Source organism: Streptomyces sp. NBC_00989, assembly GCF_045162655.1.
Classification (GTDB): Bacteria; Actinomycetota; Actinomycetes; order Streptomycetales; family Streptomycetaceae; genus Streptomyces.
Map to the genome: position 1 here is coordinate 4,015,270 of NZ_CP108728.1, position 16,107 is coordinate 4,031,376.

General features: G+C 69.8%; 11 protein-coding genes and 1 pseudogene. 6 read left to right on the top strand and 6 right to left on the bottom strand.

Annotated elements, in window-relative coordinates; genetic code table 11:
- Positions 1 to 23: 23 nt before the first annotated feature.
- The 4 genes and pseudogenes from OG714_RS17180 to OG714_RS17195 form a co-directional block, all read left to right on the top strand.
- Entirely contained in the window at positions 24 to 2,123 is a 2,100-nt protein-coding gene (locus OG714_RS17180; RefSeq protein WP_406121952.1) for an alpha-1,4-glucan--maltose-1-phosphate maltosyltransferase, read from the top strand.
- Positions 2,120 to 3,820: a maltose alpha-D-glucosyltransferase gene (gene treS / locus OG714_RS17185; protein ID WP_406121954.1), complete on the top strand. Its 1,701-nt coding sequence runs from the start codon at positions 2,120 to 2,122 to the stop codon at positions 3,818 to 3,820. Before OG714_RS17180 ends, treS begins: the two co-directional genes overlap by 4 nt.
- A gap of 107 nt (positions 3,821 to 3,927) precedes the next feature.
- Positions 3,928 to 5,304 carry a maltokinase N-terminal cap-like domain-containing protein gene (locus OG714_RS17190; RefSeq protein ID WP_406121956.1) on the top strand — a complete coding sequence of 459 codons (1,377 nt, stop codon included), beginning with the start codon at positions 3,928 to 3,930 and terminating at the stop codon, positions 5,302 to 5,304.
- A gap of 270 nt (positions 5,305 to 5,574) precedes the next feature.
- Positions 5,575 to 6,387, top strand: a pseudogene (locus tag OG714_RS17195) (hypothetical protein); the annotation flags it as partial.
- Between the two features lie 722 nt (positions 6,388 to 7,109).
- Here the strand turns inward: OG714_RS17195 and OG714_RS17200 are convergent.
- Positions 7,110 to 7,445 carry a hypothetical protein gene (locus OG714_RS17200; RefSeq protein WP_406132247.1) on the bottom strand — a complete coding sequence of 112 codons (336 nt, stop codon included), beginning with the start codon at positions 7,443 to 7,445 and terminating at the stop codon, positions 7,110 to 7,112.
- On the opposite strand from OG714_RS17200, the gene glgB reads away from it, so the two are divergent.
- On the top strand, positions 7,438 to 9,786 hold the full coding sequence (gene glgB / locus OG714_RS17205) for a 1,4-alpha-glucan branching enzyme (RefSeq protein ID WP_406131854.1): 2,349 nt from the start codon (positions 7,438 to 7,440) through the stop codon (positions 9,784 to 9,786). The genes OG714_RS17200 and glgB overlap by 8 nt on opposite strands.
- Positions 9,787 to 9,966: 180 nt before the next feature.
- Here the strand turns inward: glgB and OG714_RS17210 are convergent, their stop codons facing one another.
- The 4 genes from OG714_RS17210 to OG714_RS17225 all read right to left on the bottom strand — a co-directional run bounded on the left by OG714_RS17210 (position 9,967) and on the right by OG714_RS17225 (position 13,648).
- The gene (locus OG714_RS17210; protein ID WP_406121957.1) at positions 9,967 to 12,219 is read right to left on the bottom strand and encodes a HelD family protein; all 2,253 of its coding nucleotides are present in this window, start codon (positions 12,217 to 12,219) and stop codon (positions 9,967 to 9,969) included.
- Between the two features lie 159 nt (positions 12,220 to 12,378).
- A complete protein-coding gene (locus OG714_RS17215; RefSeq protein WP_406131855.1) occupies positions 12,379 to 12,705 on the bottom strand; it encodes a thioredoxin family protein in 327 nt (108 codons plus the stop codon).
- A gap of 17 nt (positions 12,706 to 12,722) precedes the next feature.
- Positions 12,723 to 13,109, bottom strand: coding sequence for a MerR family transcriptional regulator (locus tag OG714_RS17220; RefSeq protein WP_406121959.1), 387 nt, complete (start codon positions 13,107 to 13,109; stop codon positions 12,723 to 12,725).
- Between the two features lie 29 nt (positions 13,110 to 13,138).
- The gene (locus OG714_RS17225) at positions 13,139 to 13,648 is read right to left on the bottom strand and encodes an Lrp/AsnC family transcriptional regulator (RefSeq protein WP_406121961.1); all 510 of its coding nucleotides are present in this window, start codon (positions 13,646 to 13,648) and stop codon (positions 13,139 to 13,141) included.
- A 38-nt stretch (positions 13,649 to 13,686) separates the two neighbouring features.
- Here OG714_RS17225 and OG714_RS17230 point away from each other — a divergent pair, with 38 nt between their 5' ends.
- A complete protein-coding gene (locus OG714_RS17230; protein ID WP_406121963.1) occupies positions 13,687 to 14,589 on the top strand; it encodes an NAD-dependent epimerase/dehydratase family protein in 903 nt (300 codons plus the stop codon).
- Here the strand turns inward: OG714_RS17230 and OG714_RS17235 are convergent.
- On the bottom strand, positions 14,549 to 16,051 hold the full coding sequence (locus OG714_RS17235; RefSeq protein ID WP_406121965.1) for an AAA family ATPase: 1,503 nt from the start codon (positions 16,049 to 16,051) through the stop codon (positions 14,549 to 14,551). The genes OG714_RS17230 and OG714_RS17235 overlap by 41 nt on opposite strands.
- Between the last annotated feature and the right edge of the window lie 56 nt (positions 16,052 to 16,107).

A 16,107-nucleotide genomic window follows, 5' to 3' on the forward strand; every position in this document is an offset into this window, starting at 1 on the left:
CGTTGACGCGGACAGGAGCGGTCATGCCCGCCACGCACCACTCGTCAGCACCCCCGACATCCGGCACGGCCACGCCCCCCGTGCGCCCCGCCGGCACGGCACCACCCGCCCCGGAGCCACCCTCCGCGGACGGCACACCTCCCGGCATCGGACGCATCCCCGTCCTCGATGTCCGGCCGGTCGTCCAGCACGGCCACCGGTCCGCCAAGGCGGTGACCGGTGAGGCGTTCGAGGTCTCGGCCATCGTCTTCCGCGAGGGCCACGACGCGGTCGCCGCCAACGCCGTGCTCTACGACCCGGACGGCCACCCCGGCCCATGGACCCCGATGCGGGAGCTCGCCCCGGGCTCCGACCGCTGGGGCGCCACCGTCACACCCGGCGAACCCGGCCGGTGGACCTACACCGTGGAGGCCTGGAGCGACCCGGTCGCCACCTGGCGCCACCACGCCCAGATCAAGATCCCGGCCGGTATGGACACGGACCTGGTCCTGGAGGAGGGCGCGCGCCTGTACGAACGCGCCATCACCGGCGTACCGAAGGGCAAGGGCCTCCGCCCCGTCCTCCGCGCCGCCGTGTCCGCTCTCCGCGACGAGACCCGCCCGGCCGCCGCCCGCCTCGCCGCCGCACTGACGCCGGAGGTGGACGGGGTGCTGGCCCGCCATCCCCTACGGGAACTGGTCACGGCCGCCGAACCGCGCCCGCTGCTGGTCGAGCGGGAGCGGGCTCTCTACGGCGCCTGGTACGAGTTCTTCCCGCGTTCCGAGGGCACTCCGGCCCAGCCTCACGGCACGTTCCGTACGGCCGCGAAGCGGCTGGACGGCATCGCGGCGATGGGCTTCGACGTCGTCTATCTGCCGCCGATCCATCCGATCGGGAGCACCTTCCGCAAGGGCCCCAACAACACCCTCTCCGCCGGGCGTGAGGACGTCGGCGTCCCCTGGGCGATCGGCTCCCCGGAGGGCGGGCACGACGCGATCCACCCGCAGCTGGGCACGCTGGAGGACTTCGACGCGTTCGTCGCGCGGGCCGCCGAGCTGGGCATGGAGATCGCGCTCGACTTCGCGCTCCAGTGCTCCCCCGATCACCCGTGGGTGGAGAAGCACCCGGAGTGGTTCCACCACCGCCCGGACGGCACGATCGCGTACGCGGAGAACCCGCCGAAGAAGTACCAGGACATCTACCCGATCGCCTTCGACCGGGACATGGACGGCCTGATCACCGAGACCGTCCGCGTGCTGCGGCACTGGATGGACCACGGCGTGCGGATCTTCCGCGTGGACAACCCGCACACCAAGCCGGTCGTGTTCTGGGAACGGGTGATCGCCGAGATCAACGGCGCCGACCCGGACATCATCTTCCTGGCCGAGGCGTTCACGCGTCCGGCGATGATGGCCACCCTGGCGCAGGTCGGCTTCCAGCAGTCGTACACCTACTTCACCTGGCGCAACACGAAGGAAGAACTCACCGAATACCTCAGCGAGTTGTCGGGCGAGGCGGCTGCCTACATGCGGCCGAACTTCTTCGTGAACACCCCGGACATCCTGCACGAGTTCCTCCAGGAGGGCGGTCGGCCCGCCTTCGAACTGCGCGCGGTACTGGCGGCGACCCTCTCTCCCACCTGGGGGGTGTACAGCGGGTATGAGTTGTGCGAGAACACCCCGTTGCGGCCCGGCAGCGAGGAGTATCTGGACTCCGAGAAGTACCAACTCCGTCCCCGCGACTGGGTGTCGGCCGAGCGGGAAGGACGTAGCATCGCGCCATTGCTGGGCAAGCTCAACGACATCCGGCGCCGCAGCCCGGCGTTGCGGCAGCTGCGTGACCTCCACTTCCATCAGACGGATCAGGAGGCGGTGATCGCGTACTCGAAGCGGAACGGTTCGAACACGGTTCTGGTGGTCGTCAACCTCGACCCTCACCACACCCAGGAGGCCACGGTCTCGTTGGACATGCCGCAACTCGGCCTGGAATGGCACGAGTCGGTACCGGTGCGCGACGAGCTCACCGGTGAGACCTATCACTGGGGCAGGGCCAACTATGTGCGCCTGGAGCCGGGTAACCGGCCCGCACACATCCTCACCGTCCTGCGACCGTCCCCGCAGATCGGAGGGTCACCCACCATATGATCGTCAACGAGCCCGTCCCGGACACCTTCGAGGACACTCCCGCCAAGGACCGGGACCCCGAGTGGTTCAAACGCGCCGTCTTCTACGAGGTCCTGGTCCGCTCCTTCCAGGACAGCAACGGCGACGGCGTCGGTGACCTCAAGGGCATCACCGCCAAACTCGACTACCTCCAGTGGCTCGGCGTCGACTGCCTCTGGCTACCCCCCTTCTTCAAATCCCCACTCCGCGACGGCGGTTACGACGTCTCCGACTACACCGCCGTACTCCCCGAATTCGGCGACCTCGCCGACTTCGTCGAGTTCGTCGACTCCGCCCACCAACGCGGCATGCGCGTCATCATCGACTTCGTCATGAACCACACCAGCGACCAGCACCCGTGGTTCCAGGAATCCCGCAAGGACCCCGACGGGCCCTACGGCGACTACTACATGTGGGCCGACGACGACAAGCAGTACCCCGACGCCCGCATCATCTTCGTCGACACCGAAGCCTCCAACTGGACCTTCGACCCCGTCCGCAAGCAGTACTTCTGGCACCGCTTCTTCTCCCACCAGCCGGACCTCAACTACGAGAACCCGGCCGTGCAGGAAGAGATCATCTCGGCGCTGAAGTTCTGGCTGGACCTGGGCATCGACGGCTTCCGCCTGGACGCGGTCCCGTACCTGTTCGCGGCCGAGGGCACCAACTGCGAAAACCTTCCGGCAACCCACGAGTTCCTCCGCCGGGTGCGCAAGGAGATCGACGCGCAGTACCCCGACACGGTGGTGCTGGCGGAGGCGAACCAGTGGCCCGAGGACGTCGTCGACTACTTCGGCGACTTCCGGAGCGGCGGCGACGAGTGCCACATGGCGTTCCACTTCCCGGTGATGCCGAGGATCTTCATGGCGGTCCGCCGGGAATCGAGGTATCCGGTCTCGGAGATCCTGGCCAAGACCCCGGCGATCCCGTCCGGCTGCCAGTGGGGCATCTTCCTGCGCAACCACGACGAGCTGACCCTGGAGATGGTCACCGACGAGGAACGCGACTACATGTGGGCGGAGTACGCGAAGGACCCGCGTATGCGCGCCAACATCGGTATCAGGCGGCGGCTGGCCCCGCTCCTGGACAACGACCGCAACCAGATCGAGCTGTTCACGGCCCTGCTCCTGTCGCTCCCCGGCTCGCCGATCCTCTACTACGGCGACGAGATCGGCATGGGCGACAACATCTGGCTCGGCGACCGCGACGCCGTCCGCACGCCGATGCAGTGGACACCGGATCGCAACGCAGGTTTTTCGTCCTGTGACCCCGGCCGACTGTCACTGCCGACCATCATGGATCCCGTCTACGGCTACCAGGTCACCAACGTCGAGGCGTCGATGTCGTCGCCCTCCTCGCTGCTGCACTGGACGCGCCGCATGATCGAGATCCGTAAGCAGAACCTGGCGTTCGGCCTCGGCTCGTACCGGGAACTGCCGTCGTCGAATCCTGCGGTGATCGCGTTCCTGCGCGAGTACGAGGACGACCTCGTCCTGTGCGTGAACAACTTCTCCCGGTTCGCGCAGCCGACGGAACTGGACCTGCGGGCGTTCAATGGGAGGCATCCGGTCGAACTGTTCGGCGGGGTGCGCTTTCCGGCCGTAGGACAGCTGCCGTACTTGCTGACGCTGGCGGGCCACGGCTTCTACTGGTTCAGGCTCCGCAAGGAAGCCGCCTAGATCCCGGCCGGTCCCTGCGGGGCGGGGCGGTTTCGGTTTCCCCCGCCCCGCCCGGGGCACGCAACAGTGACACCCCGACCCACCCCCGGGGAAAGGAACGTGACGCCATGGCGGAAACTGTCACACTTTCCGGCCGGACCAGTCCCGGTCACGGCCTCCTCGCGTCGCTCGACCCCCTCCTTCGGGAGTGGCTGCCGAGGCAACGGTGGTTCGCGGGCAAAGGCCGTCCCGTCACGGGTTTCTCGCTGGTGGCGGCGACGGAGCTGCTGCCGCTGGACGGCAAGCTGGGCCTGTACCACCTCCTGGTCCGCGCCCACCAGTCCCCAGCCCCCGGCGACTGCTACCAGCTCCTCATAGGCGTGCGCGAGGCGCTGTCACCCCGGCTCGCGCCCGCGCTGATCGGACATGTGGAGGAGGGCCCGTTCGCCGGTCACACGGTGTACGAGGCCCTGTACGACCCCCGGCCCGCCGAGGTGCTCCTGGAGGCGCTGCGCTCCCAGGCCCGCATCGGCGGGCTGCGCTTCGAACGGGCCCCGGACGCCCCCGACATCGGCCCCGGCCTGACACCACGCCTGATGACGGCCGAGCAGTCCAATTCGTCGGTGGTCTACGGCGATACGTTCATCCTGAAACTGCTGCGCAGGATCGTGCCCGGCACCAACCCCGACCTGGAACTCCCGCTGGCGCTGGCCCTGGAGGGCTGCCCCCGGGTACCGGCCCCGACGGCGTGGCTCCGCGCGGAATTCGCCGACGAGCCGTACGTCCTGGGAGTCCTCCAACCATTCGTGCAGGGCGCGGCGGACGGCTGGGAACTGGCGCTGAGCGAACTGTCCAAGGGCGAGGACTTCGGCGCGGAGGCGAGGTCGCTGGGCAGGGCGACGGCGGAGGTCCACGTGGCGTTGGCGCGAGCGCTGCCGACGATGACGCTGGGGCACGCGCAGTTGGAACTCCTGGTCACCGGCATGACCGAGCGCCTGGACGCGGCGGCACAAGCGGTACCGGCCCTGCGCCCGTACGCTCCTGGCCTGCGCTCGGCGTTCTCGGCCCTGGCGGACCTGGCGGCGGAGGGTCACACCTGGACCGCCCAACGCATCCACGGCGACCTGCACCTGGGCCAGTGCCTGCACTCCCCCTCCGGCGAATGGTCCCTGATCGACTTCGAGGGCGAACCGTCCAGACCCCTCGCGGAACGCCGCATGCCCCAGCCTCCGGTACGGGACATCGCGGGGATGCTCCGTTCTTTCGACTACGCGGCCCACTCGACGACACCGCCGGCACCGGCCTGGGCGGACACGGCCCGGGCGGCGTACTGCTCGGGGTACGCGGAGGTGACGGGCGTGGACCCCCGCACGGACCCGGTCCTGCTCCGCGCATACGAGACGGACAAGGCGATCTACGAGGTCCTCTACGAGGCCCGCCACCGCCCCGACTGGCTCCCGGTGCCGTTGTCGGCGATCCGCCGCCTGGCCAACCCCAAGACCTGACCCCACCCACCACCCCGAACTCACCCCGACCCCACCCCGCCTCAGGAGGCTCCACCCGTGACCCCGCGTCCCCCGTCCAACGGTTCGGATCCAAAGCCGAGGAAGAAAACGGCCGAGGGGAAGAGCGGTGCGGAAGTGCAGTTGACGGCTCCTGGGGGGAAGGGGCGCGGTGGGGGCGGCGGCACGAAGAAGACTGCGGGTGAGGGGGCGACGGGCAAGGGGGGCGCGGGCAAGAAGGCTGCGGGCAAGGGAGCGGCCGCGAAGAAGGCGATGAAGAAGAGGGGCGGGACGGAGAGCGCCGTCGCGAAGAAGGCCGGTACGAAGGGTGCGGCGGCTGGGAAGGCTGAGCCCGGGGAGGCTGAGGCCAAGAGGGCGTCGACGAAGAACGCGTCGGCGGCGACGGCTGAGCCCCGGAAGGCCGAAGCCAAGGGGACGGCGGCGAAGAGCGCACCGGCTGCGACGGCTGGATCGGGGAAAACCAAAGCGAAGGGGACGGGGACCAAGAACACCCCGGCTGCGACGGCTCGCCCCGCGAAGGCCGAGGCGAAGGGGGCTACGGCGAAGAACGCCCCGGCCGAGACGGCTGGACCCGGGAAGACCGAAGCGAAGGGACCGGCGACCAAGAACGCGCCGGCCGAGACGGCTGAGCCTGGAAAGGCCGCCGCAAAGAGGACGACGACGAAGAACGCCGGTACGAAGAAGGCAGCGGCAACGAAGGCGGCGGCCAAGAACGCCGTGATCAAGAAGGCGGCGGCCAAGAAGGCGGCGACGAAGAACGCCATGGCGAAGACTGGTTCGGCGGAAGAGACCTCGGCGACAAGAGCTGCGACGGAGAAGGCCATGACGAAGACGGGCGCCGCGAAGACGGGTACGGCGAAGAGGACGAGCGTGACGGCCAAGGTCCCGGCGGAGACGGGCTCGGCAGAAGAAGTCGTGGCGGAAACGAGCAGCGCGAGGAAGACCGTGACGAAGAGGACCGCGAAGAACTCCGTGACCAAGAAAGCCGCCGCCAAGAAGGGCGCCGGGAAGAAGAACTCGGCGAAGAAGGGCCTGACCAGGAAGACGATCGCGGCTGACGAGAAGCCCACGCGGAGGACGGTGACCGCGGACACGGGGGTGGATTCGGAGGCGGATTCTCCCTCGCCGGAAAGCGCGGCTTCCGCATCCGAAGGGGCGACTTCCACGCCGGAGCAGGTGGATTCCGCACCGGATCAGGGAGCTTCCGAACCGGAGCAGACGGCTGCCGCGACGGAGCAGGGACCTTCCGCATCGGATCAGGCGGCTGCCGCTCCCGGCATCGCGTCCACCTCGGAACTGGGACCGACCTCGGAGCCAGGTCCCACCTCGGAGTCAGGTCCCGTTTCGGAGCCGGCCACGCCGGTGGCAGCCAAGGCCGCAGAGCCGACCACATCTTCGACACCGCCCGCTGGACCAGTCCCGACCGTGCCGACGCCCCTGGCCGAAACCTCTGAGTCACCCACACCGCCGACCCCGTCCACTGCGCCGACCTCGCCCACCGCACCGGCTTCGACAGCGGCTCCGGCTCCGCTGTCGGCACCGGCTAGCGCCCCGAAGTTGGCCACACCGCCGACACCGACCACGGAACCGGCCCCGGCGCTGACCTCGCTGACGGCCCCGGCTGACACACCGAAGCCGGCCACACCGTCGCCACTAACCGCACCCGCTCTGGACCAGACTCCGGCCGACGCCCCAGAGTCAGCCATACCTCCGACCCCGGCCAACGCCATGGAGTCGAGCACACCCCCGCACACCGCACCGGCCTCACCCACGCAACCGGCCTCGGCCTACGCCCCGAAGCCGACCGCCCCACCGACGCCGACCGCTGCCCCGAAACTGCCCGCCGCTCCCACTTCGACGCCGACCTCGTTGACGGCCGCGACTGACACCCCGGAACCGACCACCACGCCGGCCTCGCCCGCGGCTCCCGCTTCGACACCGGCCCCGCTGATGACCTCGGCTGACACCCCGAAGGCGGCTGCCGCACCGGCGACGCCATCCACCGCAGAGGCCTCCGCCGACACCCCGAAGGCGACTACGCCGCCGACCTCGGCCGAGTCCTCGAAGCCGACCACATCCACGCCCCCACTGGCAGCACCCGCCGACACCCCGAAGTTGCCCACGCCCCCCGCCCCGCCCACCACAGCGACCCCTGCCCCTGCCTCGGCCCCGCTACCGACCCCGGGCAACACCCCGGAACCAGCCCCAGCATCCACCCCACCAACCTCCCCCACCCCCGTAACTCCCCCCACCCCCACCGCTCCCCCCAACACCACCATCTCCCCCGCCCTGGACGCCACAGACCGCGACCGACTCCTCCACGGCACCCACCACGCCCCCCACTCCGTACTCGGCGCCCACCAGGTCTCCGGCGGAGTCGCGTTCCGGGTGTTTCGGCCGTTCGCGCTCGGAGTGACCGTCGTGGCCGGGCAGTTGAGGGCCGAGTTGCATGACGACGGGGACGGGTTCTTCTCCGGGTTGCTGCCCCTCCACGGTGTGCCGGAGTATCGGCTCGCCGTGGCCTACGAGGGCACCGTGCAGGAGGTCGAGGACGCGTACCGGTTCCTCCCCGCGCTCGGCGACCTGGATCTCCATCTCATCGGCGAGGGTCGGCACGAGGAGCTGTGGCAGGCGCTCGGGGCACGGACGATGACGCATCAAGGCGTCACCGGTACCCGTTTCACCGTGTGGGCGCCGGACGCGCAAGGCGTTCGCCTCGCCGGTACCTTCAACTTCTGGGACGGTACGGGCGCCCCGCTGCGCTCACTCGGCGGCACCGGTGTCTGGGAACTGTTCATGCCCGGCATCGGCGAGGGCGAGCTGTACAAGTTCGAGATCACCCGGCCCGACGGTTCCAAGACGCTCCGCGCCGACCCGATGGCCCGCCGCACCGAGGTCCCGCCGAGCACCTCCTCGATCGTCCACGCCTCGCACTACGAGTGGAACGACGAGGAATGGCTCGCCCAGCGCGCCGAAGTCCCCGCCCACGAGGCCGCCTTCTCCGTCTACGAGCTCCATCTCGCCTCCTGGCGCCCGGGATTGACGTACCGCCAACTGGCCGAGCAACTCCCCGCCTACGTCAGGGACTTGGGGTTCACCCACGTCGAGATGATGCCGGTCGCCGAGCACCCCTTCGGCGGCTCGTGGGGTTACCAGGTCACCGGCTTCTACGCCCCGACCGCCCGCCTCGGCACCCCCGACGACTTCAAGTTCCTCGTCGACGCCCTGCACCAGGCGGGCATCGGCGTCCTCATGGACTGGGTCCCGGCCCACTTCCCGCGCGACGACTGGGCGTTGGCCGAGTTCGACGGCCGCCCCCTGTACGAGCACGCGGACCCGCTCCGTGCCGCGCACCCGGACTGGGGCACCCTGGAGTTCGACTTCGGCCGCCGTGAGGTGCGCAACTTCCTTGTGGCGAACGCCGTCTACTGGTGCCAGGAGTTCCACATCGACGGCCTGCGCGTGGACGCGGTCGCCTCGATGCTCTACCTCGACTACTCACGCGAGCCGGGCCAGTGGACCCCGAACGAGCACGGCGGCCGGGAGAACCTCGACGCCGTCGCCTTCCTCCAGGAGATGAACGCGACCGTGTACCGCAGGGTGCCCGGTGTCGTGACGATCGCCGAGGAGTCCACCGCCTGGGACGGCGTCACGCGCGCCACGCACCACATCGGACCGGGCGGATTCGGCGGCCTGGGCTTCGGGTTGAAGTGGAACATGGGCTGGATGCACGACTCGCTCGACTACATGTCGCACGAGCCCGTCCACCGCAAGCACCACCACGGCGAGATGACCTTCTCCATGGTCTACGCCTACAGCGAGAACTACGTCCTCCCCATCTCCCACGACGAAGTGGTCCACGGCAAGCGCTCGTTGGTGTCCAAGATGCCCGGCGACTGGTGGCAGCAACGCGCCAACCTCCGCGCCTACCTCGCCTTCATGTGGGCCCACCCCGGCAAGCAACTCCTCTTCATGGGCCAGGAGTTCGCCCAGGGCGCGGAGTGGTCGGAGACCCACGGCCCCGACTGGTGGCTCCTCGACCCGGCCTACGGCGCCGAGGCCGACCACCGAGGCGTGCGCGACCTCGTCCGCGACCTCAACACGGTGTACCGCCACACCCCCGCCCTCTGGCAACTCGACACCGACCCGGCCGGCTTCCAGTGGGTCACGGGCGACGCCTCCGAGGACAACGTCTTCGCCTTCCTCCGCTACGACACCGACGGCTCCCCCCTCCTCGCCGTCAGCAACTTCTCCCCCGTGGTCCGCCACGACTACCGCCTCGGCACCCCCGACGACATCCCCGCCTGGCACGAAACCCTCAACACCGACACCGCCCTCTACGGCGGCAGCGACATCACCAACCCGGATCACATCAAGCCCGAACCCCAACCGTGGCACGGCCGCCCGACGAGTATCCGGGTGACGTTGCCGCCGCTGGCAACGGTCTGGCTGCGCCCGGCATAGGTACCTGGCGATGTAAGTGCCGGCCGGCAAAATCCAGCCCGTCCGGCACTTACTGACGCAGGCCGGCACTACTCAGCCCGTCCGGCGTTTGAGGACGAGGCCCCTTCAGGGCCGATGGGGGTCTGGGGGCGCAGCCCCCAGGACGCCCACACCAACACCGGTCACCAACACCGGCCACCCTCACACCGCCTCCGCCTCCGACAAGCTCAGCGGCAGCGAACCCGTATGCAACACCCCCAACCTCTGCGTAGCCCGAGTAAGCGCCACATACAAATCACTCGTCCCGTATCGCCCCGGCTCGACAACCAACACCGAGTCGAACTCCAGCCCCTTCGCCTGCCGAGGATCAAGCAGAACAACACTCCGCGTCAGATCCGGCTCGGCGCCGGCCGTGACCCCGTCCAGCCGCGCAGCCAACCTCCGGTGCAGATCCCGCGGCGCGATGATCGCCAACCGCCCCTCCGCAGGGGCGAGTTCACCCACGGCCTTGGCAACGGCACCCGGCAGATCGTCGGTGGCCCGCACCCAGGGCCGTACACCAGTGGTCCGCACGGAACTCGGCGGTTCGAAGCCGGGATTCTCCGCGCGGACGACCGCCGCCGCGAGGTCCATGATCTCGGCGGGCGTGCGGTAGTTGACGCCGAGGCGGGTGTGGTCGAAGCGGTCCTCGACGTACGGGGCGAGGATCTCCGACCAGGAGCCCACACCCGCCGCTTCCGCCGTCTGGGCCGGGTCGCCGACCAGGGTCATCGACCGGGTGGGGCTGCGCCGCATCAGCAACCGCCAGGCCATCGGGGAGAGTTCCTGCGCCTCGTCGACGATGATGTGCCCGAACGCCCAGGTCCGGTCGGCCGCCGCGCGTTCCGCGGCACTGCGGTGATCCTCCTCCTCATGACGCTCCGCGAAGCGCTCCGCGTCGATGATGTCGTGCGCGGACAGCACCTCGGAGCCCTCGGGGTCGCCCTCCTCCTTGTCCTCGAACTCGAACGTCCGGGAGGCGAAGGAAACGTCCAACACCCCCTGCGCGAACGACACCTGCTCCTCCCGCTCCCGCTGCACCCGTGCCCGCCGCACCCGGTCGTCCCGCCCGAGGAGTTCCGCGGCCTCGTCGAGCAGCGGTACGTCCGCCACGGTCCACTCGCGGGTCACCGGGCGGCGGATGGCGTCCGCGTCGTCGTCGGAGACGTAGCCCACGGGGTCGGCGAGGAAGTCCGCGACGAGGTACTGCGGGGTCAGGCGCGGCCACAACTGGTCGATGGCGGCCCAGACTTCGGGGTTCTCGGCGAGTTCGTCGCGGATCTGGGTGATGTCGCTGGGGTCGAGGAGGTTGCTGCCGTCGAAAGGGTCGGTGCCGATGCGTTCGGCGACCATCTCGGTGAGCGTGTTGAGGATGTGCCCCTCGAAGTGCTCCCGGGACTCGTTGTGCGGGAGCCCGGCCTCGCGGGCGCGGTCGCGGGCCACCCGTACCAGGCCGTCGTCGAGCATGAGGATCTCGCGGTCGTGCTCGATCGCGATCACCGGGTCGGGCAGCGACTGCCAGTCGCGTACGACGGCGGCGAGGACGTCGGCCATGTCGGCGCGGCCCTTCACCGCGGCGGCGGCCCGGCTGTCGCCGGCCGTGGCCTTCACGCCGGGGAACAACTCGCCGACGGTGGCGAGGAGTACGCCGGTCTCGCCGAGGGAGGGCAGCACCTCGCCGATGTAGCCGAGGAACGCGGGGTTCGGTCCGACGATCAGGACGGCGCGCTTGGCGAGCAACTCCCGGTATTCGTAGAGGAGATACGCGGCCCGGTGCAGCGCGACGGCGGTCTTGCCGGTGCCGGGGCCGCCCTCGACGACGAGCACCCCGCGGTGGGGCGCGCGGATGATCTCGTCCTGTTCGGCCTGGATGGTCTGCACGATGTCGCTCATCCGGCCGGTGCGCGCGGAGTTGAGCGCGGCGAGCAGGACGGCGTCGCCGCTCGGGTCCTCGTGGCCGGTGCGGGTGGCGTCGCCGAGGTCGAGGATCTCGTCGTGCAGGGCGGTGACGCGGCGCCCGTCGGTGGTGAGGTGCCGACGGCGGCGCAGGTCCATCGGGGTGTGGCCGGTGGCCAGGTAGAAGGGGCGGGCGACGTCGGCCCGCCAGTCGATCAGGATCGGCGTGAGATCGGCGTCGTCGGAGCGGATGCCGATACGGCCGATGTGGTGGGTGACGCCGGAGGTCAGGTCGATCCGGCCGAAGCAGAGCGAGCCGTCCACGGCGTTCAGCGCGGCGAGCAGCCCCGAGCGCTCGGCGACCAGGATGTCCCGCTCCAGCCGCGCCTGCATGGGCGTGTTGCCCTGCCCGAGCGCGTCCGTGACGGAGTCCTCGGTGGCACCGCGCAGCGCGTCCACGCGTGCGTACAGACCGTCGATGAATTCCTGCTCACCGTGAATTTCATCGCTGTTTGACAATTCCACTCCCGGACCTATATACTGTGCTCACTGAGCCTCTTTGCGACCCAATTCCCGTGAAGTCGCGAACCATTGAATATACGCAAAAGAATCCCCCGAGCGCAATTGCTCAGGGGATTTTCTCGTTTCCGGGTTCGTTTCCAGGTTCGTTCCCGGGGTTCAGATCACATCGGCTCGGATCACGTCGGCCAGTTCCTCCAGCAGCCGTCGCTTGGGCCGGGCCCCCACCATGGCCTTCACCGGCTCACCGCCCCGGAAGACCATGAACGTGGGCATCGAGAGGACCTTGTAGGCGTTCGTGGTCTCCGGATTCTGGTCCACGTTCAACTGCACCACCTTGAGGCGGTCGGCCTCCTCGGCGGCGAGGGCCCGCAGTACCGGTCCCATCTGCCGGCACGGCGGACACCAGTCCGCCGTGAACTCCACCAGCACCGGCAGCTCGGCCCCGATCACCTCCGCCGCGAAATTCCCGTCCGTCACGTCCATTACGTGCGTCACGTCGATCACAGTTCATGCCCTCCCAGTTCGCACAACGGTGGTGGCTCCTCGACGGTCGCCAGCCGCACCCCGATCTCCGCCCGGACCGCCTGCAACTCCCCGATCAGGGAATCCAGTTCACCCAGCTTCCGCCGGTAGACCGCGAGCGAGGCCGGGCACGAGTCGCCCTCCGGGTGCCCCGCCCGCAGGCACTCCACGAAGGGCCGCGTCTCCTCCAGGTCGAACCCGAAGTCCTGCAAGGTCCTGATCTGCCGGAGCAGCTTCAGATCGCCCTCGTCGTACGTCCGGTACCCGTTGCCGCCCCGCCGCGCGGGCAGCAGCCCCCGCGCCTCGTAGTACCGCAACGCCCGCGTCGTGGTCCCGGCCCGCGCGGCCAGCTCGCCGATTCGCATGCCTACGACGGTAATCCTTGACGTCGGCGTCAGGGCAACAGCGGTTTGCGCTCCACCGGGGAGGTCAGCACGATCGACGTCGTGGTGCGCCCCAGCGCGGAGACCGCTTCCAGGACCTCCTCCAGGTGGACGGTGTCCCGGACGGCGACCTTGAGGATCCAGCAGTCCTCGCCGACGACGTGGTGCACCTCGGTGATCTCGGGCCACCCGATCAGCTCCAGGGTGCGGGGGTGCTTCAGGGTGTAGCCGCCGTGCGGGTCGACCCGGATGAACGCCTGGATGCCGTAGCCGAGCCGGCCGGGGACGACATGGGCGCCGTAGCCGCTGATCACACCCGCGGCCTCCAGCCGGCGGACCCGTTCGGTGACCGCCGCCGGGCTCAGCCGGACGCGTCGTCCGAGCTCGCTGAGCTTGATCCGGCCGTCGGTCTGGAGGAGGTGGAGGATCTGCCGGTCCACCGCGTCGAAGGCCACCGGTGTTTCGTCGGCGGTCGCTCGCGGATGCCGTGGTTCTTTTGGTGCGGCGGCCTGAACTCCCATGTCCCCCCTTCAGATCCCGCGGATACACCCGAAGAATTATGGCCATGGAAAAGGCACGGGACGTCCTGGTCATCGGCGGCAGCCGCTACTTCGGCAAGCGGCTGATCGCGCGGCTGCTGGCCGCCGGGGACCGGGTCACGGTCCTCAACCGGGGTTCGTCGCCGCCGCCCGCCGAGGTCGTCCACCTGACCGCCGACCGCGACGACGAGGACGCGCTGCGCGCCGCTCTCGGCCCGCGCACCTTCGACGTCGTCGTCGACCAGGTCTGCTACACCCCGCGCCAGGCGGCGATCGCCCGCCGCGTGTTCACCGGCCGCACCGGCCGCTATGTGATGACGTCGACGGTCGAGGTGTACGAGGACGAGGACTCGTCCGCGCCGGTGAGCGAGGCGGCCGTCGATCCGCTCGCCGTGACCGTCGACCTCGAACTCCCCTGGGACGAACCGGAGTTCCGCGACGCGCACTACGGCGAGGGCAAGCGGCAGGCGGAGGCGGTGTTCGCGGCGGCCGGACCGGAGTTCCCGTACACGGCGGTCCGCGTGGCCCATGTCCTGGGCGGCGCCGACGACTTCACCGGCCGCCTGGCCCACTACGCGGACCGCATCCGCACCGGCGAGCCCATCGCCGTCCCCGCCACCAACCACCCGGCGACGTACATCCACGTGGACGAGATCGCCGGCTTCCTGTTCTGGACGGCGGGCCAGGACTTCACCGGCCCGGTCAACGCGGCCTCCCACGACCCGCTGACCACCCAGGACCTGTGCGAGGCACTCGCCGCCCAACTCCCTTCCGGCAAGGTGGCGTTCCGGACGGCGGAGGAGGGTGAGATCCCCTCTCCGTTCTCCTTCGCCCGCTCCTACGGCATGGACAACTCCCGTGCCACGCGGCTCGGTTACACCTTCACTCGGGCCCGGGAGTGGCTGCCGGAGTTGGTGCGGTAGCCGAGGGCGCCACCCCGAGCAGCCGGCGCGTCAACTGGTCGTGGTCGGAGAGGAGTTCGTCGAGGGCCGCGCGGAGGTCGGCCGGTTCCGTACGGAGCGACTCGCGCTCGGCCGCGATGAGGACGGACCGGCGTACCAGCTCCTTCGTGAAGGACGCCGTCGTGCCCTCCGTGCGGGTCACCACCTCGGCGGTGGTCTCCTCGTCGAGGTCCAGGCCGGTGCCGTAGAGGCCGAGGAGGCGGGCGCGGCCCGGGGCGTCCGGGAGGGGGATCTCCACGGCGAGATCGACGCGGCCGGGGCGTTGGACCAGGGCCGGTTCGAGGAGGTCGGCGCGGTTGGTGGTGAGGAGGAAGGCCACGTCGGCGTCGTCGCCGAGGCCGTCCATCTCGTTCAGGATCTGGAAGAGCAGGGGCTGTTCGCCGCTGCCGTGGTCGCGGGCCTCGGCGATCAGGTCGCAGTCCTCCAGGACGACGAGCGCGGGCTGGAGCATCCGGGCCAGGGCGCAGGCGGGGCCGATCGCGTCGATGCTCGTGCCGGAGAGGACGACGACCGTGAACTGCGGGAGGTGGGAGAGGAGATAGCGGATCGTGTGGGTCTTGCCGGTGCCGGGCGGGCCGTAGAGGAGGAGGCCGCGGCGCAGGTGCTGGCCGGCGGCGCGGAGTTGCTCGCGGCGGCGGGCCACGCCGACGACCTGGCGCTCGACGCGCTCCAGCAGGCCCTCGGGGAGCACGATGTCGTCACGGGTCAGGCCGGGGCGGCGGTGGAAGCGGAGCGGGCCGAGGCCGTGGCCGAACTCGGAGCCCTCGAAGGAGAGCACCTGGCCGCGGAAGATGTTGTGCTCGCGCACCAGCACGTCGATCTCGGCGAGCAGCCGGTCCGCGAACTCCTTGTCCCGCGCGAGGACTTCGATCTCGACCTTGTCGCGCCCGTACTCGTCGGCCGGTCCGCGCAGCAGCACCGCGAACCGGTCCTCGCCGTCCGCGCCGAGGTAGAACCCGCAGGAGACACAGGCGAGTTCGTCGTCGGGCGAGACCGGCAGGTGGGCGTAGTCGACGGCGCCGATCGTGAACCGGTCGTGGCGGTCGGCGGCTTCGAGGATGTCGCCGAGGGTGAGGTCGGTGCGGTTCTGCGCGCCGCGCATGCCGATCAGTTCGTACGAGCGCCCGTCCCCGGCGAACCACTTCTCCAGCGCGAGCTGCACGTTCGGGAGGTCGTACGGCGGATACGCGGCCTTGACGACGGGCCGGTCGCCGGGGGCGGTGCCGAGGTGGGCGCGGAGGCGTTCGGTGAGGTTGCGGGCGGGGTCGTACTCCTTGGATCCGGGGTGGGCGACCGCGGCGAGGAACTGGTGGAAGAGTTCGCCGACCTGGTGCAACGACAGGGGCGAGGACTCGCGTTCGGCGCCGTACCGGCGCTCGTGCTCGGCCTCGCTCATGAACTCCGATCCGCCCGGTTCGCCCATGTCTGCCTCCATAGTTCCGAAGTCACGACGTTTCGGACCAGAGTGTCAGACCAGGA

Coding starts and splice junctions, on each gene's coding strand:
- OG714_RS17220 (WP_406121959.1), bottom strand. CDS start 13,109: ATGCGAATCGGCGAGCTGGCCGCGCGGGCCGGGACCACGACGCGGGCG.
- OG714_RS17235 (WP_406121965.1), bottom strand. CDS start 16,051: ATGGGCGAACCGGGCGGATCGGAGTTCATGAGCGAGGCCGAGCACGAG.
- OG714_RS17215 (WP_406131855.1), bottom strand. CDS start 12,705: ATGGACGTGACGGACGGGAATTTCGCGGCGGAGGTGATCGGGGCCGAG.
- OG714_RS17230 (WP_406121963.1), top strand. CDS start 13,687: ATGGCCATGGAAAAGGCACGGGACGTCCTGGTCATCGGCGGCAGCCGC.
- treS (WP_406121954.1), top strand. CDS start 2,120: ATGATCGTCAACGAGCCCGTCCCGGACACCTTCGAGGACACTCCCGCC.
- OG714_RS17190 (WP_406121956.1), top strand. CDS start 3,928: ATGGCGGAAACTGTCACACTTTCCGGCCGGACCAGTCCCGGTCACGGC.
- OG714_RS17225 (WP_406121961.1), bottom strand. CDS start 13,648: ATGGGAGTTCAGGCCGCCGCACCAAAAGAACCACGGCATCCGCGAGCG.
- OG714_RS17180 (WP_406121952.1), top strand. CDS start 24: ATGCCCGCCACGCACCACTCGTCAGCACCCCCGACATCCGGCACGGCC.